The following is a 24,604-nucleotide window of genomic DNA, read 5'->3' as shown; positions in this document are numbered from 1 at the left end:
CTAAATATCTTTTTTGACTAACATATAATAATCATTATCTAGAACCATATATCCTTGGTCGTAGAGGAAATAATATGTATTTCCTGTTTTTGTTTGTAAAACGTTAGTGAAGAATTCAAAGTCAAATCCTTTACTTAGTAATTTTGCCCGAGTTGCTTTAGATTTTCCTTCAGGATTAAGTTCACCTAGAATGCGGTAATTTTTGCGCAACTTGTTGTTGATGTTGCGCATAAAATTAGTACTGTCTTTATTTATTTTATTATTGTAGGCGTTGCGACAACCGTCGCTGCAAAACTTTTTGTCTTCCCGACCTACAATTTTTTCTCCACATTCTAAGCAAGCTTTGTTCATGGCTTTATTTTTTTGATATCGTATAAGTCGGTTCTACGATCTTTAAGAATACGAACACTTCCATGCTCATGCAATTCTTTAAGTAAGTTTAAATCTACGTCTACAATAAGCGTCATTTCTGTATTTGGAGTTGCTTCTGCTTTAATTCCATTACTTGGAAAAGCAAAATCAGAAGGGGTAAACACAGCAGATTGAGCGTATTGTATATCCATGTTGTTGACCTTCGGTAGATTACCTACACAACCTGCTATTGCAACATAACATTCGTTTTCAATCGCGCGGGCTTGTGCACAATGTTTTACTCTCGTATATGCATTTTGAGTATCAGTTAAGAATGGAACAAATAAAATATTCATTCCTTCATCGGCCATTAATCTGGATAATTCTGGAAATTCAACGTCATAACAAATCATAATTCCTATTTTCCCACAATCTGTGTCAAACGTTTTAATTGTTGAACCACCCGTCATACCCCAGTGCTGCACTTCATTTGGAGTTACGTGGATTTTAGAATACATTTCTGAGGTTCCATCTCTTTTACAAAGGAAACCAACATTGTAAAGCGTGCCATCTTCTAGATAAGGCATACTACCTGTAATGATATTGATATTATATGAAATTGCTAACTCCTGGAATCTTTTCCTGATGGGATCAGAATGTTTAGCAAGTTCGCGAATTGCTTCTGCTTCTGATAGATGATTATAATCAGCCATTAACGGAGCCGCAAAAAGTTCTGGAAATAATGCAAAATCACTACCGTATCCAGATACTACGTCGACAAAAAATTCACATTGTTCGAACAATGCTTCAAGATTATTAAGCTGACGCATTTGCCATTGAACTAATCCAAGTCGGATTACACTTTTTTCTAGGTTAATTAACCTCGGACTTTCGTCAAAATAGATATTGTTCCATTCTAGTAAAACAGCAAATTCCTTAGAATCGGCATCGCCTTCTAGGTAATTTTTCATAACACGAATCACGTGAAAATCATTACTTAATTGGAATGAAAGAACAGGATCATGCAATTCTTTTCTTTTTACTTTTTCGATATAATCTTTAGGAGTCAACTCTTGCGCATGTTGCCCATAATTAGGAATTCGACCAGCAAAAACAATTGCTTTCAAATTTAGTTGCTCGCATAATTCTTTTCGAGCGTCATATAAACGTCTTCCTAAACGCAGTCCTCTATAGTTTGGGTGGATGAAAACATCTATTCCGTATAGAACATCTCCGTTTTGGTTATGAGTCGAAAACGAGTAGTTTCCTGTAATGTCTGAATAATTGTGGTTTTTATCAACTACACTTTCGTCGACAATAAGTGATAATGCGGAACCAACTACTTTATCATCTACTAAAATAACCAATTGTCCTTCTGGGAAAATGCTCAGTAATTTTTCAATTTGATGTTCTCTCCAGTAGGAACCTACCATTTCTGGATAGGATTCAACCATTGATTTTTTTAATTCTTTATAATCGTCGTATTTTAAATTTCTTAATTCTACTTTATTTATGTGGGCTTGCATATTGCTTTGTTTTTACCAAATATAACGAATTATTTCCATTTACAAACGCTTACAAGTAGTTACAACCGAAAGTAAATAGTTAGTAACCGAATGTTTTTCACTTCCTATCACATCTTTGCAGTGTTGATTCGAAAGAACGATTTAACAAAACAAACTATAAGCACTAACATTTAAATTTACACGCCATGAAAAACAGAGTACAATTAATCGGAAGAGTTGGTCAAGATCCTGAAGTAAAAACTTTAGAAGGAGGAAAAAAATTAGCTAACATTACAATCGCTACAAATGATGTTTATTACAAAGAAAACGGTGATAAAGTCGAGCAAACGGAATGGCATAGAATTACTGCATGGGGAAAAACTGCAGAGATTATTGAAAAGTATGTTACTAAAGGAAAAGAAATAGGTATCGAAGGAAAATTAACCCATAGAAGTTATGACGACAAGAATGGAGAAAAAAGATACGTTACCGAAGTTATCGCTAATGAAGTATTGCTTTTAGGAAAATAATCCATCAAGGAACATTAATAAATAAAGAATCCCCTTTAATTAAATTAGAGGGGATTTGTGTTTTATTAAGAAATATTTTTCAACAAGTCGAGCATTGGGCAACGCCTACATCGTTTCTCTTCTCCCTTTTTAAATTTCTTGCAGCATTTAGATTTACAGTTTTCTGTTATCTTAATATTTTCTATAAGTAATGTCTTGTCCTTTTTCTTATCCTTTTTTTTCTTTTCCAATGTGTAGAGAATTAAAAACTAAGGCAAATATAAATTATTTTTATCTATTCTAAATAAACTTTAACATTCTAAACTACAGGTTTTGTGATTGCAATCTGTTGCAAGTCTCTATCAAATAAATATAATCCAGCTCTATCGTCGCCGATTAAATTAATTTTGTCTAATATGGTTTTTGCAGTTGCTTCTTCTTCAATTTGCTCAGCAACGTACCACTGCAAGAAGTTGTGCGTAGCATAATCTTTTTCTGAGAACGTAATATGAACTAATTCATTTATAGAATCAGAAACGAATATTTCGTGCTTGTAGAGCTCTTCAAACATTCCTTTAAAGGTTTCGTAGGTTGTTTTTGGTGCTTTTAAATCGGTGATTTGCGCATGGCCACCACGTTCGTTCACATATTTGATCAATTTAAGCATGTGTTGGCGCTCTTCATCAGATTGTGCAAACATAAACTGAGCTATTCCTTCAAGTCCGCTAATTTCAGCCCAGCAAGCCATAGAAAGATAAGTCTGCGACGATTCTGCTTCAATACGTATTTGCTTGTTTAAAGCTGCTTCAATATTTTTTGATAACATAATAATGGGTTTTTAGTAAAGTTAGAAAATTAAACCACTATAGTACCATGAACGGAGTCTAAAAAGATCTTAAAACAGCTTAGATCATATCAATCACCACCTAAGTGAGCAATTATTATATTTACAGAATTAGATTAAAAATTTCGTTTTTCAAATTAATTGAAAACGTGATAAAAACTCAATTCTTGAGATTGTATTCTTAGATTTTGAAAATGAAATTACATTCGAAAAAGAGAAATTATTAATTACTAAAAATTATTTACAATAAAATAATTGTAGACTAATAGTAGTGTATTCTAGCTCTAGGATGAATCTAATTTTACTAAGATTAATATCAAATAGAACATTTAGTAAATAATCTAAATGAAAAAAGCCCTAAAGGAAATTTCCTTTAGGGCTTTAGATATTATCAGTAGATAATTACTTTACCATGAAAGTAACTCTTCTAACTAATTTTCTTGCAGCATCTGAATCTTTGTTTACTGAAGTATCTTCACCAGCAGCAACAACGTTCAATCTTGAAGCTTCAATGTTAGCTTTTACTAAAGTGTTTTTGATAGTAGTAGCTCTTGCATTAGATAATTTATCATTGTAAGCAGATCTTCCTAATTCGTCAGCATGACCAATAATGTCTACTGAAGCAGATGGATTGTTTCTTAAGTAAGTTAAGATAAAATCAGTTCCTTCTGTAGAAACATTTGTTGGAGTAGATTTATTAAAGTCAAAATACGTAGCAACATAACCACCATTGATCAAACTTTTGATTAGGTCATTGTTATATACAGTAGAACCATTTCCACCATTAGCAGCATAATTTTTCATGATGAAATCTTCAGTAACATCATCAACTCCATTATTGTTTTTGTCAATAGACTGTCCTTTAGTGTTAACTAAAGCTCCAGCAGCAGTGTCTTTTTCAACATCTAAATAATCAGCTACACCATCATTGTCAGCATCAACCATTTTATCTTCGATTGCAGCAACTCTATCTTTCAAAGCAACTACTTCTTTATCAGTAAGAGTAACCCAGTCAGCATGTTTAGCATTTTTACCTAAGTATACAGTAAGACCAACAGTTCCGTTGAATAAAACTCCACCAAATCCAGGAGAACTTACTGAAGACGCAGCATCAAAAGCACTGTTTTGTTTAGCATTAAGGATTGTTGTAAAATCTCCAGTTAATGAAATTCTATCAGATAATTTAATTTGACCAGTTACACCAGCAATAAAGTTACCCATTCTGTCTTTAACTGCAGAATTTTGATCTTCTAATTGAGCTAAACCGAAACCTGCATGACCTAATAATCCAAGCGTGTTAGTCCAAGTTTCAAAGTTCATGATTCTTCCAAGGTTAGCTACACCTTGTAAGTCTGCTCTATAATATTTAGTGTCAAATCCTATTGAACTTTCTCCTTCTTTAAAGCTGTTGTATCCGAAATCAGCTTTTAAACCAAATTTGTTGTTGAACATGTATCTAACTCCTAGGTCAGCTACGTAAGAGCTTAGTACTGCAGTTCTGTAACCAGCAGTCATAGGCCTCATTGGTTTGTTTAAACCACCAGCTAATTCAACAGACCATTTGTTATAATCGTTCTCGGTGTTTTTTACAGTTTCAGTTTGTGCAGTTACAGTCGTCGCTGCTGCTACAAAAGCTAAGGCAAACATTAATTTTTTCATTATAGTAGATTTTTATATTTGATGCAAAAATACAACATAAAAACTAATAAGAAATTTCAATCAGTAAATTATATAAAATAAATTGGAAATTTTATAAATAAATGATTATAATGCAGTGTTTATTACACATTTAGCTATTATTTATAAGATTAATTTCCAAATCATAACTAAATTGTGAATTTAATTTTAAGAAAAAAGAGCCTAAACTGAATTTTAGTACTTAAAAACTATATCGTTCACTTTTAAAGGCCATAAAAAACGTTACAAACAGCCCATCTTTTTAATGATCGAAGTGGCCTAAAACTTCTGTAATTTTTTCGAAAGAGCTGAAATTTTCATGTTCCACTTTATGGTCAATTCGCTCATGTTCCCAAGTAGTGTGAAAAGGAATATGTACCGCATGTCCACCAATGGCTAGAACAGGTAAAACATCTGACTTTAAAGAATTACCAATCATAAAAAACTCCGAGGGTTCTATTTCTAATCGTTTTATCAAATCAGTATAATCAATTTCTTGTTTATCAGACATTACTTCAATATGATGAAAATATTTTCCTAATCCAGAATTGTGTAATTTTCGGCGTTGGTCTAATAAATCACCTTTAGTTGCAACAACTAATTTGTACTTTCCATGAAGTGCTTGTAAAGTTTCTTCCACACCATCAAGTAAAACAATAGGTTTCTCTGTTAATTCTTTTCCATATTGAATAATACGTTCAATGGCTTTTACTGAAATTGTATTATTAGAAATTTTCATTGCTGCTTCAATCATAGAGAGTATGTATCCTTTGATTCCGTAGCCATATATTTTAAGATTGTCTATTTCAATTTTAAAAAGTTCTTTCGCAATTCCTTGGTTTGAAAGATAATCACTCATCAAGCTGCAGAATTTCTCTTCGGTTTCAGCAAAATAAGTTTCGTTTATAAATAAGGTGTCATCTGCATCAAATGCAATTACTTTTATGTTTTTCATGTTATGATATTATTTGTTAAGAAGACGTTTCTTTAGCTTTTACTACATATATTTTTGATAGAAAGAGTTTTTCCATAAAATGTTACCCGGATTCCAAGTAGCAAAATTAATCCGCCAATAATCATTTGCAGTGTTATTTTCTCGTCTAGAAACAACCATGCTAATATAGTCGCTAAAACGGCTTGACCTAATAAAGATAATGATACTCGAGTAGCACGCATATTTTGAGTAGCGTAACTAATTAGTAACCAAGCAATCAATTGACATACTATTCCCTGAATAAACAATACAGTCCACCCTGCATTAGAAAAACCGCTAAAAGGTTCATCAGTAACGAAACATACAATTCCTAGAAATAGAGTAGAAGTGATCAGTGTTACTAACATAAAGGAAAGCACGTCCATTTCTGATAACACATCTTTACTCACTAGCATGTATACAGCGTATAGAACTCCAGATAAAATAGCTAGCAGAAAAGCCATGTTGAAATCTAAATTTATAAAAAATTGGAATCCAACCAGAGTTATCATTCCAAATATTGCTATTAATGTTCCAATCCAAAAATTAGTTGCAGGTTTATTTTTTAAAAATAAGAACGAACCTACACCAACCCATACAGGCGATAAATTAGTTAATAACGTGGCTTGAGTCGCACTCGATTGCTGTATAGAAATATTCCAGACCGCCACATCTGAAGCGAATAATAGACCACAAACAATAGCGAGAATCAAAATACTTGTTCGAGGTAATTTAAACTTTCCTGTAATTAGAACATACGGCAAGAGTAGTGCTCCTGCAATTGCCATTCTATAAAAAGCTGAAATTAATCCACCAGTGAGGTTAAGCTTAACCAATATTGGAAAAACTGAGATGCATAAAATTCCAATAGCTAGAGCTAATCGTGGTTTATTGACTTTCATATTATGATTAATTAAGCTGCTGCCAATTTTTAAATTTAAAAGCTACTTATTGTTGGACAAAAACTCAGCTATTTTTCAAAACTGAATTACGTCTTAATCAATAAACTTTCTAACTATATATTCTTTAGCTTTATTATCATAATATCCTAAATAATAAGCATCTGTTTTAAATAATGTTTGAGAGGAGAAATCTTTATTCTTCTCTAAAAAATCCCGAATCTTATCGAAAGCCAAAGGCTCTAAATCACCTTTTATATGATTGCCGTTAGCATCAAATAAACCTTCTGTTTTTACCACTTTCCTATTCGCGTAGGAATTAAAACTGTCTAATGTTGGGTTGTAAACTGCAATTGAAACTAGAGCACCAATGAGTCCAAATTGCCCTAAACCTGCTTGCAAGCCAGTTTGCTGCGCTGCTGAAACTCCTCCAAAGGTTACTACATTATTAGTAGCAGTAGTATAACTAGTGATGCCTGCTTTAAGATTATTTAATTTACGAATAAACTGCGATGAATTTTCTAAAACCCTTTTTCCTCCAAACTCTCCTCCTTGCTGAGAAACTTCCGAGTTTTTAAAGTCAATGGGTTGGGTTGATGTAGCTACGTATTCCTTTACAAGATTACCTTCTAAATCCTTGATGGTAAAATAGAATAATTTTGGCGAACTTTTTATCTGATATAATCTACTTTTACTATAAAAAGAATTAGAATTTACGAATATTCTTTCTTCTTCAATATTGCTGGTTTTTATTCTTTTTTCAGTAGTTGTAAAATCCTTTAAGTCAATAGTAATTATCTGCGTAAACTCACTATTAGTATCTAATGTTATTATAATTTTTTTATCTTCTTGGTAACATTTTCTTTTTTTTGCAGCAGCTGTTAATGATGAAGGATTTTCAGAGTTTATTAGCTCTAAAGAAAAGGGTGCTTCAAAAGGAAGTAAATTTTCGCGAAAAACACCGTATAAGTCTGAAATATAATTATTTGATTCATAAAAGGTAAACAATCTTAAATTAATTACTTTTTCTATGTAATTACCGTCATTATCAAAAACATATAATTTGAAATTATTGCTGTTTTTTATAACCGTAAGAACATAAAAAAAATCATTTTCACTGAATTTTTGCAATACTTTTTCATCTTTTAAATTAAGAGAAAACTCCTTTGTTTCTGTCTTCCGACTTTTGAAATCATACAACTGTGAAAGAATATTTTTATAATCATTTGATGACCAAAACAACCTAGTGTTTTTATCACTTAAATTATAGCCAATCATATTGGTGTATGTTTTCGTATTTGGTCTTTCAGCAGACATGCTATCTATTACTTGTGTTTTTTCATCAAATTGAATCGCCTTTACATTTGTCTTATCGCTTATAAATAAAGTAACTTCTTTCTTATCGCTATTTACGGTCTGAAAAACGTCCCGATTCTTCTTTAAATTTAATGGTAATGTTGACACAATTTCCTGTGAAAAAGCAGTCAATCCAATTAGAAACCAAAATCCAATAAATATTTGTTTTATCATTTTTTTTAAGTTGTTTGATTTCAGGCTATTGTGTTATTTAATTTGCCTAAAAAAAGTAAATAACATATTACAGTAATAAGAAAATGCAAGAATCAATTAAAATATAAAATTGAAACCTGCATTATAACTTTGGACATTTGCAACGGCAATTAATTTATTGTCTCGCCATTAGAAGCATCAGCATCTGGATTTACAAAAACTAATTTCTCCTCTGCATTTGTAGTCATTAATATCATTCCTTGACTTTCTACTCCGCGAAGATTTCTTGGCGCCAAGTTTACTAAAACAGTCACTTTCTTACCAATAATATCCTCAGGTTTAAAACTCTCAGCAATTCCTGAAACAATGGTGCGGATATCAATTCCTGTATCTACTTTTAAAATCAAAAGTTTATTAGCTTTTGGCATTTTTGTAGCTTCTAGAATGGTTCCTACACGCAAATCCATTTTAGCAAAATCATCAAATTGAATCGCTTCTTTTTGTGGTTCTACTACTTTGTTTTCAGCTTTGTTAGCTGTTTTTGTCGCTTCTAATTTGTCTATTTGCTTTTGAATTTCTTCATCTTCAATTTTCGAAAATAATAATTCTGCCTCACCTATTTGGTGTCCTGCAACAATTAAATCTGAATTTTCTGAAATCGTATTCCAAGACAACGCTGATTCTATTTTTAAGATTCTAGATAGTTTAGTTGCTGTAAAAGGTAGGAACGGTTCACATAGCGAACTCAAAGCGGCTGCGATTTGCAAGGCAACATACATTTGTGTTTGTACGCGTTCTGGATTGTCTTTTATTACTTTCCATGGTTCTTCATCAGCCAAATATTTGTTTCCAAGTCGAGCTACATTCATTAATTCGCCTAATGCTTCTCTAAATCTATATCTTTCTATAGAACTCGAAATCACAGCTGGATACGCTTTCAATTCGGTTAAAGTAGCCTCGTCAACTTCCGATAAATCATTCGGTTGAGGTACAATTCCGTTGTAATATTTATTCGTTAAAACGACAACACGGTTTATAAAATTTCCGTAAATCGCAACTAATTCATTGTTATTTCTCGCCTGGAAATCTTTCCAAGTAAAGTCATTATCTTTTGTTTCCGGTGCATTTGATGTTAAAGCATAACGCAATACATCTTGCTGATTTGGAAATTCTTCTAAATATTCGTGTAACCAAACAGCCCAATTTTTAGAAGTCGATAATTTATTTCCTTCTAAATTCAAGAACTCATTCGCAGGAACATTATCTGGTAAAATATAACTTCCTTCCGCTTTTAACATCGCAGGAAAAATGATACAGTGAAAAACAATATTGTCTTTCCCTATAAAGTGAACCAGTTTTGTGTCTTGATCCTTCCAATATGGTTCCCAATCTTTTCCTTCACGTTCTGCCCATTCTTTAGTAGAGGAGATATAGCCAATAGGCGCATCAAACCACACATATAATTTTTTTCCTTCGGCACCAGGAACTGGAACGTCAATTCCCCAATCAAGGTCACGAGTAACAGCACGAGGTTCTAATCCACCATCAATCCACGATTTTACTTGGCCGTAAACATTCGGTTTCCAGTCATTTTTATGTCCAACAAGAATCCACTCTCTCAAGAAATCTTCATAACGATCCAAAGGTAAAAACCAGTGTTTTGTCGATTTCATAATAGGCGTTTCTCCAGTTATGGTCGATTTTGGGTTTATTAAATCTGTTGCATTCAATGTCGAACCACATTTTTCGCATTGATCACCGTACGCTTCTTCATTACCACATTTTGGACAAGTACCCATAACAAAACGGTCTGCTAAAAACTGATCCGCTTTGGCGTCATACAATTGTTCGGTAACTTGTTCTATAAAATCACCTTTTTCATATAAGGTTGTAAAAAACTCCGAAGCCGTATCATGGTGAATCTTAGCTGAAGTTCTAGAATAATTATCAAATGAAATTCCAAAATCAGAAAACGACTTACGTATAATTCCATCATATTTATCAATTACTTCTTGCGGAGTAATCCCTTCTTTCTTTGCTTTCATCGAAATGGCAACGCCGTGTTCGTCGCTTCCGCATACAAAGAAAACGTCTCTACCTTGTAAACGTAGGTAACGTGAGTAAATATCTGAAGGCACGTAAACACCCGCTAAATGGCCAATGTGAATTGGTCCGTTAGTATAAGGTAATGCCGCTGTAATCGTATATCTTTTTGGATTCTGTAACATAATTCAGTTTAATTTCGTGCAAAAATAAGCAATAGAATTTTTATTTGGAGCTATTTCCCGCTATACGTTGCAATCTTCTTGTTTTTAAAGAAAAAACAAGAAGGATTTTCACTACTATCGGGGCTAGGGTTTTCAGATTTCAACAACATTTGTCATTCCGAGGAACGAAGGAATCTCATTCTGCATGTCAGGCATTTTTCATAGCTTTGCTAAAATTAATACAGAATAAGCAATAGTATAATGAGTAAATCGTATATAAAGTGCCCTAAATGTTATACCGTCAATTTAAATAATGAGTATTGTAGTAACTGTGGCGAATTATTAGATTTAGTTCTCAAGCGCCGACTGGAAACAGAAAAAAATATTCAATTTAAAATTGACGAGCAAGAGAAGACAAAAAAACCACCCAATAAATTCGAAATTTTTTTCAATAAAGGATTAGAGCATTCAAACCTTTTAATAAGATATTTTTTTCAGGCTATTTATTCTATTTGGCTTTTCTTTGCAGTGGTTATTGGAGGAATTATTGCTGCAGTTACGGCTGCAGCTGCTGGTTAAAAATTTAAATCTTGTGATCCTAACTTCTCCAACTAAGTTTTCTATGTTTAGAAAAGTGCTGTATTTTACAGTGTTAATTGTGGCGCTAACAATATATGTAATGCAGCGTTTGAAAATTCCATTGCCTGCTGTGGTTAACAATTATGCAAATGATTTGCTATATGTCCCGCTAGTTCTTGGAGCGATTGAATATATAATTCGAAGATTAAAAAAAGATGATTATTTCAAATTGCCGTTAGGTTTCATTATTTTTCTATCGTGTTCTTATTCTTTTTACTTCGAATATTATCTTCCCAAAATCAATAGTAGATACACAAGTGATTGGATTGATGTGATGCTCTATTTTGTGGGTGGATTAGCATTTTTCTCTATTGGAAATAAAAAAAGAAAGGTTTTTAAAAAAGCTGATAAAAAAATCGAATCGTTATAATATTCATTTTAGTAATTACTAATTAATTAAGATTTTTAAAATGGCGAAAGGTCCTGAAAAGAATACTAAAAATAAAGCTTTGCATACTAAATTGCTGAATCGTAAAAAGTCAAAACTTCAAGAAGAAAAGAAGGAAAAGGCTTTGCGATTAAAAACCTTGGTCACTAAAGTGAATCAGCAAAAGAATAGCAATGAAGCTGAAGGCAAATAAATCTGCTATTTTTTTTATTTTTCGAATTGAAAAATGGCTCATTTGTTTCTTTCGTAGTGGGATTGCGTCGTTCCTCGCAATGACTTGATATTTCTATCATCGTTGCTACTACTCGAAATCTGTGTTTAAAAATAATTATCATTCAGTAATTTTTTCGAAATTTGCACAAACTCCTTAAATTAAACTCCAATGGAATTCGGCAGAATTATAATTTCAGAAACAGCGTCAAATAGCGAAAATGCTCAAGATGTAATCAATTCGAATATTTCGGTTATCAATTTAATGCGGGAAGAAAAAATTGATGATGATTTGATTCACGAAGATGCATTGATGAGTTACTATTTAGATTATTACACCTCGCAATGTACAGAAGGCAATTTCGCACAATTTGTATATAATTCGAAATGGAATACGGAGCTTAACGAACTAATAGAAGAAGGTCTACAGCTACTTGGCGCCGAAAAGCATTTGGAATTATTCCAACAACAATGTAAGAAAGTGAAATTGATGAGCAGTGTAAAAAGAGATAAATTCTTTAAAGGAAAACTGGAAGGAATAAATCCAGTTCGTGATTTAATGAACAGCGATACTTTTTTTGAAATTGAGGAAAATTTAGTACAACTTAACGCTGATTTCTTAAGAACTCATCCTGACTTAGAAGTGCTCTCTGTCGATGATATGTTTGCTGCATTAGAGGAATTTGTAGGTCACGAAATTAAAAGAGATTAAAAATTCAGACACGAATTTCACTAATGGTCACGAATAAAATATTAATTTAAATTCACTAATTTTAAAAATAACACACATAATTTGTTTGTATAAGATTAGAGATTTTATTTATCATTAGTGAGATTAATAGTCTAATAAATTTGTGCTAATTCGTGAAATTCGTGTCTTAAGCTGCCAATCACAAATGCCTGAATTTTTAGCTCGTTTCTATCAAACATTTCCTTAAATTTGCTTCCATTATTAGAAATATAATAGGTATAAAAAATAAATTATGTTACAAATTGCATTTATTAGAGAGAATCAAGAGAAAGTAATCAATGCTTTGGCAAAAAGAAATATGGATGCCAAAAGTATTGTTGAAGAAGTGGTACAACTAGATGAAAAACGTCGCGCTACGCAAGTAGAGTTAGACGGAATTTTATCTGAATCTAATAAATTATCCAAAGACATAGGCGAATTGATGAAAAACGGCGAGAAATCAAAAGCCGCGATTCTAAAAGAAAAAACAGTTTTAAATAAAGAGAAAAGTAAGAAACTAGCAGAAACTGCTGATGCACTTGCTGCTGAACTTTTAGAAAAATTATATACGTTGCCTAATCTTCCTGCGGATATTGTTCCAGAAGGAAAAACTCCTGAAGAAAATTTGAATGTTTTTCACGAAGGTGATATTCCAGTTCTACATGAAGGTGCGCAGCCACATTGGGAATTAGTGAAAAAATATGACATCATTGATTTTGAGCTAGGTGTAAAAATTACAGGAGCAGGATTTCCAGTTTATAAAGGAAAAGGCGCCAAATTACAACGCGCTTTAATCAATTATTTTTTAGATAAAAATACTGCTGCAGGTTATAATGAAGTTCAGGTGCCACATATGGTAAATGAAGCTTCGGCTTACGGAACAGGACAATTGCCAGACAAAGAAGGCCAAATGTACCATGATAAAACCGACGATTTATACTTAATTCCAACAGCTGAGGTTCCTGTTACGAATTTATTTCGTGATGTGATTCTAAATGAAAGTGAATTACCTATTCTTACCACAGCATATACGCCATGTTTCCGTCGTGAAGCGGGTTCATATGGTGCGCACGTACGAGGATTAAACCGCTTGCACCAATTTGATAAAGTTGAAATTGTAAGAGTAGAACATCCTGAGAAATCGTATGAAGCATTAGACGGAATGGTAGAGCATGTAAAATCTATTCTTCAAGAATTGAAATTACCATATAGAATTTTGCGTCTTTGTGGCGGCGACATGGGTTTTACTGCTTCATTGACATATGATTTTGAAGTGTTTTCAACTGCTCAAGACCGTTGGTTAGAAATTTCTTCTGTATCTAATTTTGAGACTTTTCAAGCAAACCGTTTGAAATTGCGTTTCAAAGATAAAGATGGAAAAAATCAATTGGCACACACGCTTAACGGAAGTTCATTGGCTTTGCCAAGAGTTTTAGCTGGAATTTTAGAGAATTATCAAACTCCGGAAGGAATTGTTATTCCTGAAGTATTGCGTCCGTATTGTGGATTTGATATTATAGATTAATTTAGTGTTCAGTCCTCAGTGATCAGTGTTCAGTTTGTTTTTTGGACAGTACATTGGTTCGCAAACTGAACATTGAATACTGAACACATTTAATATGAAATACTTTTTTCTTTTTCTCACTTTCTTTTTCTCACTAGTTGGATTCGCGCAAAACGAACAATTAGCGCAGTATTATTATGAAAAAGGAGATTTTGAAAAAGCACGAATAGGTTTTGAGGAATTACTATTAAATGTACCACAAAACACTCAATATTTTCTCCGCACTATTGACTGCTATCAGCAACTGCAACAATTCGATATTGCCGAAAAAGCAATTCAGCAAAGATTAGATAAGTACAAACAAAGCTATCTACTTGTTGAGTTAGGCTATAATTTCCAACTACAAAAAAACCAGACCAAGGCTAATAACTTTTACGATCAAGCCTTAGAACGTATTAAAAAAACTCCAACTGAGGTTTATAGCATTTCAAGCTCTTTTGAGCGAAAGGTTTTATTAGAATATGCCTTAAAATCGTATCAAAGCGCTATCGCTGTAGATGCTAATAATAATTTTAATTACCAAATAGGATTGATTTATGGTCAGTTAGGGAATATAGATATGATGATATCTACTTTCCTGGATGAAGCATTTGTAAACCCTCAAAATTCTGTTAGGATTCAAAATCAACTTGTACGTTTTATGGTTGACGATGGTGATGCCAATTTTAATGACAAATTAAGAAAAGCATTGATTTTGCGAACTCAAAAAAATCAAGATCTTTTTTGGAATCATTATTTGAGTTGGTTTTATGTTCAGCAAAAAGAGTTCGAAAAGGCCTTTATCCAACAAAAAGCAATTTATAAAAGGAACCCAGAATCGCTAAGTGCAATAATTAATTTAGCTCAATTAGCCATAGATGAAGATAATCAGGATGCTGCGAAGGAAATTTTAAGTTTTGTTCTTGAAAATACTAAAGACTTAGAATTATTGATCCAAGCAAATTCTTATTTGATGAATATGAAAATCGAGAAGTCAACTGAAAAAGACTATGCTGGAATTAGTACGGAACTAGCGAATTTGCTCAGCGAATTTGAGATTACGCCTTTTACCTTATCTTTGCAACTGACTCAAGCGCATTTTGCGGCTTTTAATTTTAAAAAACCTGAAGAAGGTAAAGCTATTATAAAAAAAGCTCTAGAATTGCGATTGAATGAGTACGATGTGGCTCGAGCCAAAATGGAATTAGCAGATATTTTGCTTTATGAAGAAAAATTCAATCAAGCTTTAATCTATTATTCTCAAATTGAATTAGATTTAAAAAATGACGTAATGGCGCATGAAGCTACATTAAAAGCTGCAAAAACGAGTTATTTTAAGGCAGATTTTGCTTGGGCTTTGAAGCAGTTTAAAGAATTAAAATCAGCTAATACACAATTGATTGCTAATGATGCATTAGAATATTTTCTTTTAATAAATGATAACACTGTTGCCGATTCGACACAAACTGCTTTAAAGCAATTTGCAAAAGGTGATTATCTTTTATATCAAAACAGAAATGAGGAAGCGGTAACGCAATTTCAATCCATATTGAAAAGTTTTAAAGGCGACGAAATTGAAGCAGTTACATTATTGAGATTAGGCGAAATTTATGAAAAATTAGGTGATTATAATTTGGCTTTAAGCCAATACCAAATAATTATCGATAATTACAGCGATGGAATTTACAGTGATGAAGCGCTGTTTTTTTTAGCTGAAATATATAATAAGCAATTGCAACAACCTGAAAAAGCAAAGCCGTTGTATGAAAAGATAATTTTCAATCATCAGGATAGTATTCATTTTGTAGAGGCAAGAAAAAAATTCCGACAGTTGCGAGGAGATACAAATCTTTAAAATGATTTTAGGTTTGAAATAGCATCTAAACTCAAAATTAAAACACAAAATAAAAAATGATAATATACAACGTTACAACAAACATACACGAGAGCGTTCATGATCAATGGATGCTTTGGATGAGACATAAACATATTCCGGAACTTCTAGCTACAGGGAAATTCTCTTCTGCTCGAATGGTCCGTGTTTTAATTGAAGAGGAAATGGGTGGAACAACTTACTCAGTTCAATACACAACAGATAGTAAGGAAACACTAGAGAAATATTACCAAGAAGATGCAGCAGCTTTCCGTGAAGAAGGACTGAAATTATTTGGTGATAAAATGCTAGCTTTTCGAACGGAGTTAGAATTGATAAGCGATCATTAAATAGTTTTTAGACTTAGATGCTAATTTTAATTATTAGTTGTCAGTCTTAATTCGTAAACAAAAAAACTTTCTTTTTTTGTGCCAAGAAATAAATGTGTTTAGCGCTTTGATGCTACGTGAATCGCAAGGTTGATTTTTAAAACCTTTGAGAATAGAAAATAATAAAATTAAGTGAGCTTGCTTCGTGCCTCGCAATGACAAAATGGAAAAAGTAAAAGCCAAAAAACACCTCGGTCAGCATTTCTTGAAAGATGAAAGTATTGCTAAAGATATTGCCGATACGTTAAATTTAGTAGGATACGATGATGTATTAGAGATTGGGCCTGGAATGGGTGTTTTGACAAAATATTTGTTAGATAAACCAGTTACTACCTATGTGATCGAAATTGATCCAGAGTCAGTAACATATCTTGACGAAAATTATCCTAAATTAAAGGATAAAATTATTTCTAAAGATTTTTTAAAATATAATATAAACGAAATTTTTGAAGGGAAGCAATTCGCTATAATTGGTAATTTCCCTTATAATATTTCGACTCAAATTGTTTTTAGAGCATTAGAATATCGCAGTCAGATTCCTGAATTTGCAGGAATGTTTCAAAAAGAAGTAGCGCAACGTATTTGTGAAAAAAAGGGAACTAAAGCATATGGCATTTTGTCGGTTTTAGTGCAGGCATTCTACGATGCTGAATATTTGTTTACAGTAGACGAGAATGTTTTTATTCCACCACCAAAAGTTAAATCAGGTGTTTTGCGACTGCGTAGAAAAGAAGATTACAGTTTGCCTTGTGGTGAAAAATTATTTTTTACAGTTGTCAAAACAGCTTTTCAACAACGTAGAAAAACGTTGCGAAATAGTTTAAAAACAATGAACTTATCTGATAAGTTAAGAGAAGATATTGTGTTTGACCTTAGACCAGAGCAACTTAATGTAGAACAGTTCATTGAACTTACCCAAAAAATTGAAGCAGATGGAGTTTAAAATAAGTAGAGAATTAATTCATGAGTTAGAGGATCTTATTAAAAGCAGAAACGACAGGCAACTGGAAGTTTTACTTAATGATATGCACCACGCTGATATTGCTGAAATTCTTGATAAGCTTGATTTTAACGAGGCTACTTATGTCTTTAAAGTATTAGATAGTGAAAAAACAGCTGAGATACTTCTTGAATTAGAAGATGATTTAAGGGAGAATATATTAGGCCGACTTTCTGCAAAAGAGATTGCTGAGGAGTTAGATGAGCTAGAAACTAATGATGCGGCTGATATTATTGGGGAACTTTCACAAGATTTGAAAGCGGAAGTTATATCAGAGCTTTTAGATGTTGAGCATGCAAAGGATATTGTTGACTTACTGCGTTACGATGAAGACACTGCCGGTGGAATCATGCATAAAGAGTTAGTTAAAGTAAATGAAAATTGGAATGTACTGACTTGTGTGAAGGAAATGAGAATGCAAGCTGAAAATATATCTAGAGTGCATTCTATTTATGTTGTTGATGATGAAGATCGATTAAAAGGTCGTTTGTCTTTAAAGGATTTATTAACGACCTCTTCTAGAACGGCGATAAGCGACGTCTACATTCGGAAACTGAATTCTGTAAAAGTAAATACAGAAGACGTTGAAGTGGCTCGAATAATGCAAAAATACGATTTAGAGGCTATTCCTGTGGTTGATGAATTAGGTCGATTAGTTGGCCGAATTACCATTGATGATATATTAGATGTAATAAAAGAAGAAGCAGATAAGGATTACCAGTTGGCAGCGGGTATTTCCCAGGATATTGAAGCGGATGATAGTATCTTAGAACATACTAAGGCGCGTTTGCCGTGGTTGGTTCTAGCACTTCTTGGAGGATTTGTAACTGTTAAAGTTTTGGGCTTATTTGAACCAGCAATGGAAGAGCACGGGAAGTTATTCTTTTTTACTCCTTTGATTGCCGCAATGGCTGGTAATGTGGGTGTACAATCGTCAGCGATTATTGTGCAAGGTTTAGCAAATAATTCCTTGAGCGGTTCACTCTTTAGTAGATTAGTAAAGGAAGTTATGCTTAGTTTACTTAACGGATTAATTTTAGCGATTATCTTGTTTTTAGGAAGTCACTTTTTATTAGATGTAGAGTTTATTATTGGATTTATTGTGACAATTGCGTTAGTTTCTGTGATTATTATTGCGTCATTAATTGGTACTTTTATCCCGTTACTTTTAGAGAAATTTGGTATTGATCCTGCATTAGCGACTGGGCCATTTATCACAACGAGTAATGATATATGTGGAATTTTAATTTATTTCTCTATTGCAAAAATGATTTTAGGGTTTTAAGTTTTAAAAAAGATATTCAAATTTAATAGATAAGTAGCAATAAGCATTAACCAAAAAACGAATACTTTATGACTTATTAATGATTTTTAGAAACGAATAATGAAGTAACCACATTATCTTAGAATCGAGTTGTAAAGAAAAATTAACCAAAACTATAATGAAAGTACATATTATTGGCGGTGGGAATTTAGGAGTTTCCATTGCCTTGGGATTATCTAAATTTTCCTCAGAAAACCAAGTAACAATAACCAGAAGGAATATTTCTAGCATTCAATATCTGGAAAAACTTGGAGCTACAGTTTCCACTAACAACACACACCTAATTGAAGAGGCAGATGTCATCATTCTAACGATAAAGCCATACCAAATTGATGTTGTTCTAAATGAAATTCTTCCTTTTATTTCGAATAAAATAATTGCTTCAGCAGTTAGCGGATTATCTATTGAAAGCTTACAAAACAAAATAGGTGAGTCTAATACCGCTATTAGAATTATGCCAAATATTGCCGCGCAGTTTGGAGCTTCGGCGACTTGTATTGCGTTTCAGGAAAAAAATAAAGATAAAGCAACTGGCGTAATTGCTCTTTTTCAAACATTAGGAACTGCTCCTATAATTGATGAAAAATTAATGGATGCGGCTACGGTTCTTGCGGCGAGCGGAACTGCGTTTGCATTGCGATACATAAGAGCTTCTATGCAAGCTGGTATCGAAATAGGATTCGACTGGCAAACGGCATTAGCTATTTCTGCACAAACTGTTAAAGGCGCTGCTGAAATGTTGTTAGAAGAAAAAGTTCACCCTGAACAACTTATAGATCGTGTTACAACTCCTCAAGGTTGTACAATTGCTGGACTGAATGAAATGGAAATGCATGGATTTAGCTCTTCGTTAATTAGAGGAATTAAAACTTCTTTGAAACAAATAAAAGGCTAATAAAATTTCTAATTTATCAGTTTTCTAATTTTTTTGTTATCTATAAGCGGATATAGTTTTCGCCTGTTTGATCATGAAATTATTATTTTATGTATTTAAAAATTAAATTTCAAAAAAATTTTTTCAGTATAAAATTCTAATTAAATTGTTTCTACAATAGAAAACGCCTCGCTTAAATACTATTCAAGCGAGGCATTTTTGTATAGAATTATAAGATTGATTTATTTTTTCCGATCAGCTTTTAAATTGAAATTTAAGAATAAGAAACCAACTGTACCAGCGATGAACGATGCGATAAGAATTGCTATCTTAGAATAGGTTATCACTTCTTCTCCATCATTTTTAAAAGCGAGTAATGTGATAAATATCGACATTGTAAATCCTATTCCTCCTAGCATTCCAGCGCCTACAATATTGCTCCACTTTAAATCGCGGGGTAATGAGCATATTCCAAAGCTTACTGCTGCAAATGAAAACAACCAAATTCCTAAAGGTTTACCTACTACAAGCCCTAATATAATTCCAATTGTGTTCGGGTGATTTAGTTCTGAACTCCAATCTGAACCAATCGCTATTCCAGTATTTGCCATGGCAAACAAAGGAAGTATAAAGAAAGCTACAGGTTTATGTAAAAAGTGTTGTAATTTATAAGAAGAAGTTTTTCTACTACCATCTCCAAATGGTATTACAAAAGCTAGTAGCACTCCAGTAATTGTTGCGTGTACTCCAGAATTCAGCATAAAATACCACATTCCTGCACCACCAATTAAGTATGGGATAATGTTATGAACCTTTCTTCTATTCAATATGAACAAGAAGCCCATAATTCCAAAAGCAATAAGTAAATTTATAAAGGCAATATTATCGGTGTAAAAAATAGCAATTACCAAAATCGCTCCAATGTCATCTATAACTGCAAGTGCCGTCAGGAACACTTTAAGCGACGTGGGCACGCGACTTCCTAAAAGTGATAATATACCAATAGCAAAGGCAATATCTGTCGCCATAGGGATTCCAGCGCCATTTTGCGTTATTGTTCCGAAATTCAATAGTAAAAAGATTCCCGCTGGAACTACCATCCCTCCAAGCGCTCCAAAAAGAGGTAGAGAAGCATTTTTTATATTCGATAATTCTCCTTGATATATTTCACGTTCTAATTCTAATCCAATTAATAGAAAGAAAATAGCCATTAAACCATCATTAATCCAATGGGTTATGGAATGACTTCCAATATTAGTTTCCCAAAATGCAATATATTCAGTTTGAATGATTGAATTAGCTAAGAAGAGAGATATTATAGTTACAGAAAGCAATAAGAGTCCACCAGATTTTTCACTTTCAAAAAAAGCCTTGAATGTTTTACTTAATTTCATTTTTCATTTTTCATTTATTACGTTTTTCCTATTTGTAATAAAAATTTAGAGCGCTAATTTATGAATTTAAGGTCAAATTTCCTTGGTAAAAATAATAAACCGTAATTTTTTTGTTTATTTGGAGGATCAAAAAAAATTAAATTATGGACATCAAAATCCTTCACATCGATAGTAATAACCCAATACTTTGGGATCAATTGCAAAATGCTGGGTTTATAAACCACAGTGATTTCACATCGTCAAAAGAAGAAATTGAAGCTAAGATTCAAGATTATCAAGGGATTGTAATTAGAAGTAGGTTCAAAATTGATAAGACGTTTTTAGAAAAAGCCACTAATTTACAGTTCATCGCCAGAGTAGGAGCAGGATTAGAAAGCATTGATTGTGAATATGCTAGTTCTAAAAACATTACACTTATAGCTGCGCCTGAAGGAAATAGAAACGCAGTCGCAGAACACTCTCTCGGGATGATTTTATCTCTTTTTAATAAATTAAATCAAGCGCATACTGAAATCCAATCTGGTCATTGGAACAGAGAAAGTAATAGAGGGCATGAGTTAGATGGTAAAACGGTAGGTATAATTGGTTATGGTAATATGGGAAAAGCATTTGCTAAAAAACTTCGCGGTTTTGATGTTGAGGTGCTGTGTTATGATATCAAAGAAAATGTGGCTGATGCCAATGCTAAGCAAGTTTCATTAGAAGAACTAAAGCAAAAAACTGATGTGCTGAGTTTACATTTACCATGGACTCCAGAAACAGACAAAATGGTTAATACTGCATTTATCGAGGGATTTGAAAAACCGTTTTGGATTATAAATACTTCTAGAGGGAATAATGTTGTAACTGCTGATTTAGTCACTGCGATGCAATCTGGAAAGGTACTTGGTGCTGGATTAGATGTTTTAGAATATGAAAAATTGTCTTTTGAAACACTCTTCAAAGACAAATACACGCCTGAAGCATTTAAATATTTATTGAAAGCTAAAAATGTTATATTAAGTCCCCATATTGCTGGTTGGACCTTTGAAAGCCATGAGCGATTAGCGCAAGTAATCGTTGATAAAATCAAAGCAAAATATTTTGGTAATTCTAATCCAACAGCAACCGAAGAAAGAGTAACTGGAATTGGAGGTTTCTTTTTTAAATCTAAAAATCCAAAAGAACTACTTTCATGGTACGCAACCCATTTAGGTTTAAAAACAGATGATTTTGGATCCACTTTTCTTTGGAAAGATAAAAATGACAATCAATGTTCAACGCAATGGTCCCCTTTTGTAGAGGAAACCAATTATTTTGCACCAAGTGAGAAGCAATTCATGCAAAACTTCAGAGTAGTAAATTTGGATGATTTATTAAACAAATTGTCTGAAGAAGGGGTAACAATTGTAGGTGATGTGCAGACTTATGAGTACGGTAAATTTGGATGGATCCTTGATTTAGAAGGAAATAAAATCGAACTCTGGGAACCAAAAGAGTAATATTAGAAAAGAATAACTATTAACTAAACTAAAATATAATTTTAAAAAATGGAAAATTCAAGACACGAGCAATGGAACAATCCTAAGCCAATTAAACAAGACAACAAAAAGTTGCCAGCTGGAATTTTAGCAATACTTCTAGGAGTATTTGGTATTCATAAATTTCTTTTAGGCTACACCAAAGAAGGAATAATATGGCTGGTAATAAGTATTTGTACTTGTGGAACAGTGACCAGTTTACTCGGGCTTATTGAAGGAATTATATATCTAACAAAATCTGATGAAGAGTTTTATCAAACCTATCAGGTAGAGAAAAAAGCATGGTTCTAAGAAATAAAAAATCCCGTTAACTTCTTAAATTAACGGGATTTTCTTTTCTATATAATTCGAAGATTAATCTTCTTTTTCATGTAGTTTTCTTTCAAGCTCTTTTTGGAACTCTTCCATTACTGGTTTCATTGTACTTTCTGGAATATCTGCAATTCTAATATACATTAATCCATCGACAGCATTGTTGAATAAGGGATCAACATTAAAAGCAACCACTTTTGCATTTTGCTTGATGTATTTTTTAATAAGCACAGGCAAACGCAAACTTCCCGGTTCTAATTCATCAATAATCTTATCAAATTTATTTAAATCAGATTCAGCTTCATCAAAAATGAAATCTTTATCTGCGTCCTTTAATTTTACTTTATATTCTTTCTTTGGATGAATATATTGAGCGATATAGGGATCGTAATAATTGGACTTCATAAATTCAATCATCAATGATTTTGAGAAATCAGAAAACTGATTGCTAATACTAACTCCTCCTAACAAGAATTTATGTTCAGGATAACGAAGCGTGGTGTGCATAATCCCTTTCCAAAGTAAGAAAAGAGGCATTGGTTTTTGCTGGTATTCTTTGATGATAAATGCACGACCCATTTCAATGGATTTGTGCATCATATCATATAATTCTGGCTCAAAACGAAATAGATCGTTGAGGTAAAAACCATTTATTCCGTATTTTGGATAAATTTTGGAACCTAAGCCCATTCGGTAGGCGCCTGCAATTTTATTGGTTTCATTATCCCATAAAAATAAGTGGTGATAATATTGATCATGCTTATCTAAATCTATAGACTCGTTAGTCCCTTCACCTACTTCACGAAAAGTGATTTCTCGTAAGCGGCCTATCTCATGTAGAATGTTAGGAATTTTTTCAGCTTCAGTGAAAAACACCTCATAGTTTTTACTTTGTAAAAGACGACAATCAGTATTTCTGGCGGCATCAACTTCGGCAATCATTTTTTCTCTATTGGCACCACCCACAATTTTCTTTGGGCTTTTAGGAATTTTTAAAGTTGGTGTTGGTAAAAAGTGAGTCTCCTTTTCGAAAGGATTAGCCAACATGTAGGTTTTCTTTCTTAAAAATTCAGAGTATTCCTCTATCGTTTTGTACTCATTTTGTTCGTTAACTGAAATTGGTTTCCCAACGCGTACTTTTATTACTCTATTCTTTTGACTAAAAACTTCAGAAGGTAGTTTTGCAGTTCTAAACGTGCTGCTAATTTTTGAAAGCAGATAAAACAAGCGACTGTTTTTTGCATGAAAATAAATAGGAACAACAGGTACTTGTGCTTTTCTAATAACTTTTATTGCTCCTTCTTCCCAAGGTTTATCAACCATTAATTTTCCATCTTTATACGTTGAAACTTCACCGGCAGGAAACATTCCTAATGGTTTTCCATCGCTTAAATGGCGTAAAGTTTCTTTAATTCCTACAACGCTAGATTTCGCATCCTTATGATTTTCAAAAGGATTTACGGGCATTATGTATTTTTTGAGAGGTTCAATTCGGTGTAATAAAAAGTTAGCAATAATTTTGAAATTTGGTTCTCTTTCAAGCATCAATTTCAGTAATAAAACTCCGTCAATACCACCTAGAGGATGATTTGATATTGTTATGTAAGCGCCATCTTTTGGTAAACGTTTTAAGTCTTCTTCTGGTATTTCAAATTTTATTTGTAAATCATCTAATATTCCATTCAAAAAATCTACATCTTGTAGATGTCTATTTCTATCGTAAACTTTATTTAATGTAGAAATTTTAAGCAACTTCATTAGCATCCAACCGGAAAAAGTGCCAAGAACTCCATACTTATCTACATTAATTGCTTTTGCAACTTCTTTGGCGGTTACTAAACCCATTTATTTTTTGTTTTTAGAGCAAGAAACAAAGATAGCAAAAAACTCCATTTTCTCTATTTTTCTAAGTCAAACTTCTTCTTTTTTATTAC

At 32.7% G+C, this 24,604-nt stretch carries 22 protein-coding genes and 1 pseudogene; 13 read left to right on the top strand and 10 right to left on the bottom strand.

What is annotated here, in order from left to right; genetic code table 11:
• Window positions 1-351 (bottom strand): hypothetical protein, encoded by a 351-nt coding sequence (locus BC961_RS04310; protein ID WP_121924632.1) that lies wholly within the window; start codon window positions 349-351, stop codon window positions 1-3.
• Window positions 348-1,877: a bifunctional GNAT family N-acetyltransferase/carbon-nitrogen hydrolase family protein gene (locus tag BC961_RS04305; protein WP_121924631.1), complete on the bottom strand. Its 1,530-nt coding sequence runs from the start codon at window positions 1,875-1,877 to the stop codon at window positions 348-350. Before BC961_RS04305 ends, BC961_RS04310 begins: the two co-directional genes overlap by 4 nt.
• A 185-nt stretch (window positions 1,878-2,062) precedes the next feature.
• Here BC961_RS04305 and BC961_RS04300 point away from each other — a divergent pair, with 185 nt between their 5' ends.
• Window positions 2,063-2,386 (top strand): single-stranded DNA-binding protein, encoded by a 324-nt coding sequence (locus BC961_RS04300; RefSeq protein ID WP_121924630.1) that lies wholly within the window; start codon window positions 2,063-2,065, stop codon window positions 2,384-2,386.
• A gap of 298 nt (window positions 2,387-2,684) precedes the next feature.
• Here BC961_RS04300 and BC961_RS04295 read toward each other — a convergent pair whose 3' ends face one another.
• The 6 genes from BC961_RS04295 to metG all read right to left on the bottom strand — a co-directional run bounded on the left by BC961_RS04295 (window position 2,685) and on the right by metG (window position 10,495).
• Window positions 2,685-3,191, bottom strand: coding sequence for a ferritin (locus BC961_RS04295; RefSeq protein ID WP_121924629.1), 507 nt, complete (start codon window positions 3,189-3,191; stop codon window positions 2,685-2,687).
• A gap of 420 nt (window positions 3,192-3,611) precedes the next feature.
• Window positions 3,612-4,868 carry an OmpA family protein gene (locus tag BC961_RS04290; protein WP_121924628.1) on the bottom strand — a complete coding sequence of 419 codons (1,257 nt, stop codon included), beginning with the start codon at window positions 4,866-4,868 and terminating at the stop codon, window positions 3,612-3,614.
• Between the two features lie 280 nt (window positions 4,869-5,148).
• Complete coding sequence (locus tag BC961_RS04285; RefSeq protein ID WP_121924627.1) at window positions 5,149-5,841, bottom strand: HAD family hydrolase; 693 nt, start codon at window positions 5,839-5,841, stop codon at window positions 5,149-5,151.
• 32 nt (window positions 5,842-5,873) lie between these two features.
• Window positions 5,874-6,761, bottom strand: coding sequence for a DMT family transporter (locus tag BC961_RS04280; RefSeq protein WP_121924626.1), 888 nt, complete (start codon window positions 6,759-6,761; stop codon window positions 5,874-5,876).
• 93 nt (window positions 6,762-6,854) lie between these two features.
• The gene (locus BC961_RS04275) at window positions 6,855-8,288 is read right to left on the bottom strand and encodes a hypothetical protein (protein ID WP_121924625.1); all 1,434 of its coding nucleotides are present in this window, start codon (window positions 8,286-8,288) and stop codon (window positions 6,855-6,857) included.
• 149 nt (window positions 8,289-8,437) lie between these two features.
• Window positions 8,438-10,495, bottom strand: coding sequence for a methionine--tRNA ligase (gene metG, locus BC961_RS04270; RefSeq protein WP_121924624.1), 2,058 nt, complete (start codon window positions 10,493-10,495; stop codon window positions 8,438-8,440).
• 240 nt (window positions 10,496-10,735) lie between these two features.
• On the opposite strand from metG, the gene BC961_RS04265 reads away from it, so the two are divergent.
• The 10 genes from BC961_RS04265 to proC all read left to right on the top strand — a co-directional run bounded on the left by BC961_RS04265 (window position 10,736) and on the right by proC (window position 19,465).
• On the top strand, window positions 10,736-11,053 hold the full coding sequence (locus BC961_RS04265) for a hypothetical protein (protein ID WP_121924623.1): 318 nt from the start codon (window positions 10,736-10,738) through the stop codon (window positions 11,051-11,053).
• A gap of 13 nt (window positions 11,054-11,066) precedes the next feature.
• Window positions 11,067-11,483, top strand: a complete 417-nt coding sequence (locus BC961_RS04260; RefSeq protein ID WP_211331305.1) for a hypothetical protein — start codon at window positions 11,067-11,069, stop codon at window positions 11,481-11,483.
• Between the two features lie 40 nt (window positions 11,484-11,523).
• Window positions 11,524-11,694, top strand: coding sequence for a hypothetical protein (locus BC961_RS14690; RefSeq protein ID WP_170151285.1), 171 nt, complete (start codon window positions 11,524-11,526; stop codon window positions 11,692-11,694).
• Window positions 11,695-11,883: 189 nt separating this feature from the next.
• Complete coding sequence (locus tag BC961_RS04255; protein ID WP_121924622.1) at window positions 11,884-12,423, top strand: DMP19 family protein; 540 nt, start codon at window positions 11,884-11,886, stop codon at window positions 12,421-12,423.
• A 271-nt stretch (window positions 12,424-12,694) separates the two neighbouring features.
• Window positions 12,695-13,966: a serine--tRNA ligase gene (serS, locus tag BC961_RS04250; RefSeq protein ID WP_121924621.1), complete on the top strand. Its 1,272-nt coding sequence runs from the start codon at window positions 12,695-12,697 to the stop codon at window positions 13,964-13,966.
• A gap of 94 nt (window positions 13,967-14,060) precedes the next feature.
• Window positions 14,061-15,839 (top strand): tetratricopeptide repeat protein, encoded by a 1,779-nt coding sequence (locus tag BC961_RS04245; RefSeq protein WP_121924620.1) that lies wholly within the window; start codon window positions 14,061-14,063, stop codon window positions 15,837-15,839.
• 56 nt (window positions 15,840-15,895) lie between these two features.
• Entirely contained in the window at window positions 15,896-16,207 is a 312-nt protein-coding gene (locus BC961_RS04240) for a DUF4286 family protein (RefSeq protein WP_121924619.1), read from the top strand.
• Between the two features lie 202 nt (window positions 16,208-16,409).
• Window positions 16,410-17,189, top strand: coding sequence for a 16S rRNA (adenine(1518)-N(6)/adenine(1519)-N(6))-dimethyltransferase RsmA (gene rsmA / locus BC961_RS04235; RefSeq protein WP_121924618.1), 780 nt, complete (start codon window positions 16,410-16,412; stop codon window positions 17,187-17,189).
• Window positions 17,179-18,531 carry a magnesium transporter gene (mgtE, locus tag BC961_RS04230; RefSeq protein ID WP_121924617.1) on the top strand — a complete coding sequence of 451 codons (1,353 nt, stop codon included), beginning with the start codon at window positions 17,179-17,181 and terminating at the stop codon, window positions 18,529-18,531. The genes rsmA and mgtE overlap by 11 nt, the downstream gene beginning before the upstream one ends.
• 157 nt (window positions 18,532-18,688) lie before the next feature.
• Window positions 18,689-19,465 carry a pyrroline-5-carboxylate reductase gene (gene proC / locus BC961_RS04225; protein ID WP_121924616.1) on the top strand — a complete coding sequence of 259 codons (777 nt, stop codon included), beginning with the start codon at window positions 18,689-18,691 and terminating at the stop codon, window positions 19,463-19,465.
• A 221-nt stretch (window positions 19,466-19,686) separates the two neighbouring features.
• On the opposite strand, the gene nhaA is transcribed toward proC, so the two are convergent.
• A complete protein-coding gene (nhaA, locus tag BC961_RS04220) occupies window positions 19,687-20,838 on the bottom strand; it encodes a Na+/H+ antiporter NhaA (protein ID WP_121924615.1) in 1,152 nt (383 codons plus the stop codon).
• Window positions 20,839-20,981: 143 nt separating this feature from the next.
• Between nhaA and BC961_RS04215 the strand changes: the two are divergent.
• Both BC961_RS04215 and BC961_RS04210 read left to right on the top strand, forming a co-directional pair.
• Window positions 20,982-21,926: pseudogene (locus tag BC961_RS04215) on the top strand (2-hydroxyacid dehydrogenase); the annotation flags it as partial.
• 441 nt (window positions 21,927-22,367) lie between these two features.
• On the top strand, window positions 22,368-22,649 hold the full coding sequence (locus BC961_RS04210) for a TM2 domain-containing protein (RefSeq protein ID WP_121924614.1): 282 nt from the start codon (window positions 22,368-22,370) through the stop codon (window positions 22,647-22,649).
• Between the two features lie 63 nt (window positions 22,650-22,712).
• Here the strand turns inward: BC961_RS04210 and BC961_RS04205 are convergent, their stop codons facing one another.
• Complete coding sequence (locus tag BC961_RS04205; RefSeq protein WP_121924613.1) at window positions 22,713-24,515, bottom strand: GNAT family N-acyltransferase; 1,803 nt, start codon at window positions 24,513-24,515, stop codon at window positions 22,713-22,715.
• Between the last annotated feature and the right edge of the window lie 89 nt (window positions 24,516-24,604).

Origin of the sequence: Flavobacterium weaverense (assembly GCF_003688495.1) — a bacterium.
Classification (GTDB): Bacteria; Bacteroidota; Bacteroidia; order Flavobacteriales; family Flavobacteriaceae; genus Flavobacterium; species Flavobacterium weaverense.
The sequence above is the reverse complement of the archived record's forward strand: the minus strand, read 5'-3'. Positions and strand labels throughout refer to the sequence as shown.

Bases quoted from the DNA above. Each gene is read 5' to 3' on its own strand.
- BC961_RS04310 (WP_121924632.1), bottom strand. From the start codon at position 351: ATGAACAAAGCTTGCTTAGAATGTGGAGAAAAAATTGTAGGTCGGGAA.
- BC961_RS04305 (WP_121924631.1), bottom strand. From the start codon at position 1,877: ATGCAAGCCCACATAAATAAAGTAGAATTAAGAAATTTAAAATACGAC.
- BC961_RS04300 (WP_121924630.1), top strand. From the start codon at position 2,063: ATGAAAAACAGAGTACAATTAATCGGAAGAGTTGGTCAAGATCCTGAA.
- BC961_RS04295 (WP_121924629.1), bottom strand. From the start codon at position 3,191: ATGTTATCAAAAAATATTGAAGCAGCTTTAAACAAGCAAATACGTATT.
- BC961_RS04290 (WP_121924628.1), bottom strand. From the start codon at position 4,868: ATGAAAAAATTAATGTTTGCCTTAGCTTTTGTAGCAGCAGCGACGACT.
- BC961_RS04285 (WP_121924627.1), bottom strand. From the start codon at position 5,841: ATGAAAAACATAAAAGTAATTGCATTTGATGCAGATGACACCTTATTT.
- BC961_RS04280 (WP_121924626.1), bottom strand. From the start codon at position 6,761: ATGAAAGTCAATAAACCACGATTAGCTCTAGCTATTGGAATTTTATGC.
- BC961_RS04275 (WP_121924625.1), bottom strand. From the start codon at position 8,288: ATGATAAAACAAATATTTATTGGATTTTGGTTTCTAATTGGATTGACT.
- metG (WP_121924624.1), bottom strand. From the start codon at position 10,495: ATGTTACAGAATCCAAAAAGATATACGATTACAGCGGCATTACCTTAT.
- BC961_RS04265 (WP_121924623.1), top strand. From the start codon at position 10,736: ATGAGTAAATCGTATATAAAGTGCCCTAAATGTTATACCGTCAATTTA.
- BC961_RS14690 (WP_170151285.1), top strand. From the start codon at position 11,524: ATGGCGAAAGGTCCTGAAAAGAATACTAAAAATAAAGCTTTGCATACT.
- BC961_RS04255 (WP_121924622.1), top strand. From the start codon at position 11,884: ATGGAATTCGGCAGAATTATAATTTCAGAAACAGCGTCAAATAGCGAA.
- serS (WP_121924621.1), top strand. From the start codon at position 12,695: ATGTTACAAATTGCATTTATTAGAGAGAATCAAGAGAAAGTAATCAAT.
- BC961_RS04245 (WP_121924620.1), top strand. From the start codon at position 14,061: ATGAAATACTTTTTTCTTTTTCTCACTTTCTTTTTCTCACTAGTTGGA.
- BC961_RS04240 (WP_121924619.1), top strand. From the start codon at position 15,896: ATGATAATATACAACGTTACAACAAACATACACGAGAGCGTTCATGAT.
- rsmA (WP_121924618.1), top strand. From the start codon at position 16,410: ATGGAAAAAGTAAAAGCCAAAAAACACCTCGGTCAGCATTTCTTGAAA.
- mgtE (WP_121924617.1), top strand. From the start codon at position 17,179: ATGGAGTTTAAAATAAGTAGAGAATTAATTCATGAGTTAGAGGATCTT.
- proC (WP_121924616.1), top strand. From the start codon at position 18,689: ATGAAAGTACATATTATTGGCGGTGGGAATTTAGGAGTTTCCATTGCC.
- nhaA (WP_121924615.1), bottom strand. From the start codon at position 20,838: ATGAAATTAAGTAAAACATTCAAGGCTTTTTTTGAAAGTGAAAAATCT.
- BC961_RS04210 (WP_121924614.1), top strand. From the start codon at position 22,368: ATGGAAAATTCAAGACACGAGCAATGGAACAATCCTAAGCCAATTAAA.
- BC961_RS04205 (WP_121924613.1), bottom strand. From the start codon at position 24,515: ATGGGTTTAGTAACCGCCAAAGAAGTTGCAAAAGCAATTAATGTAGAT.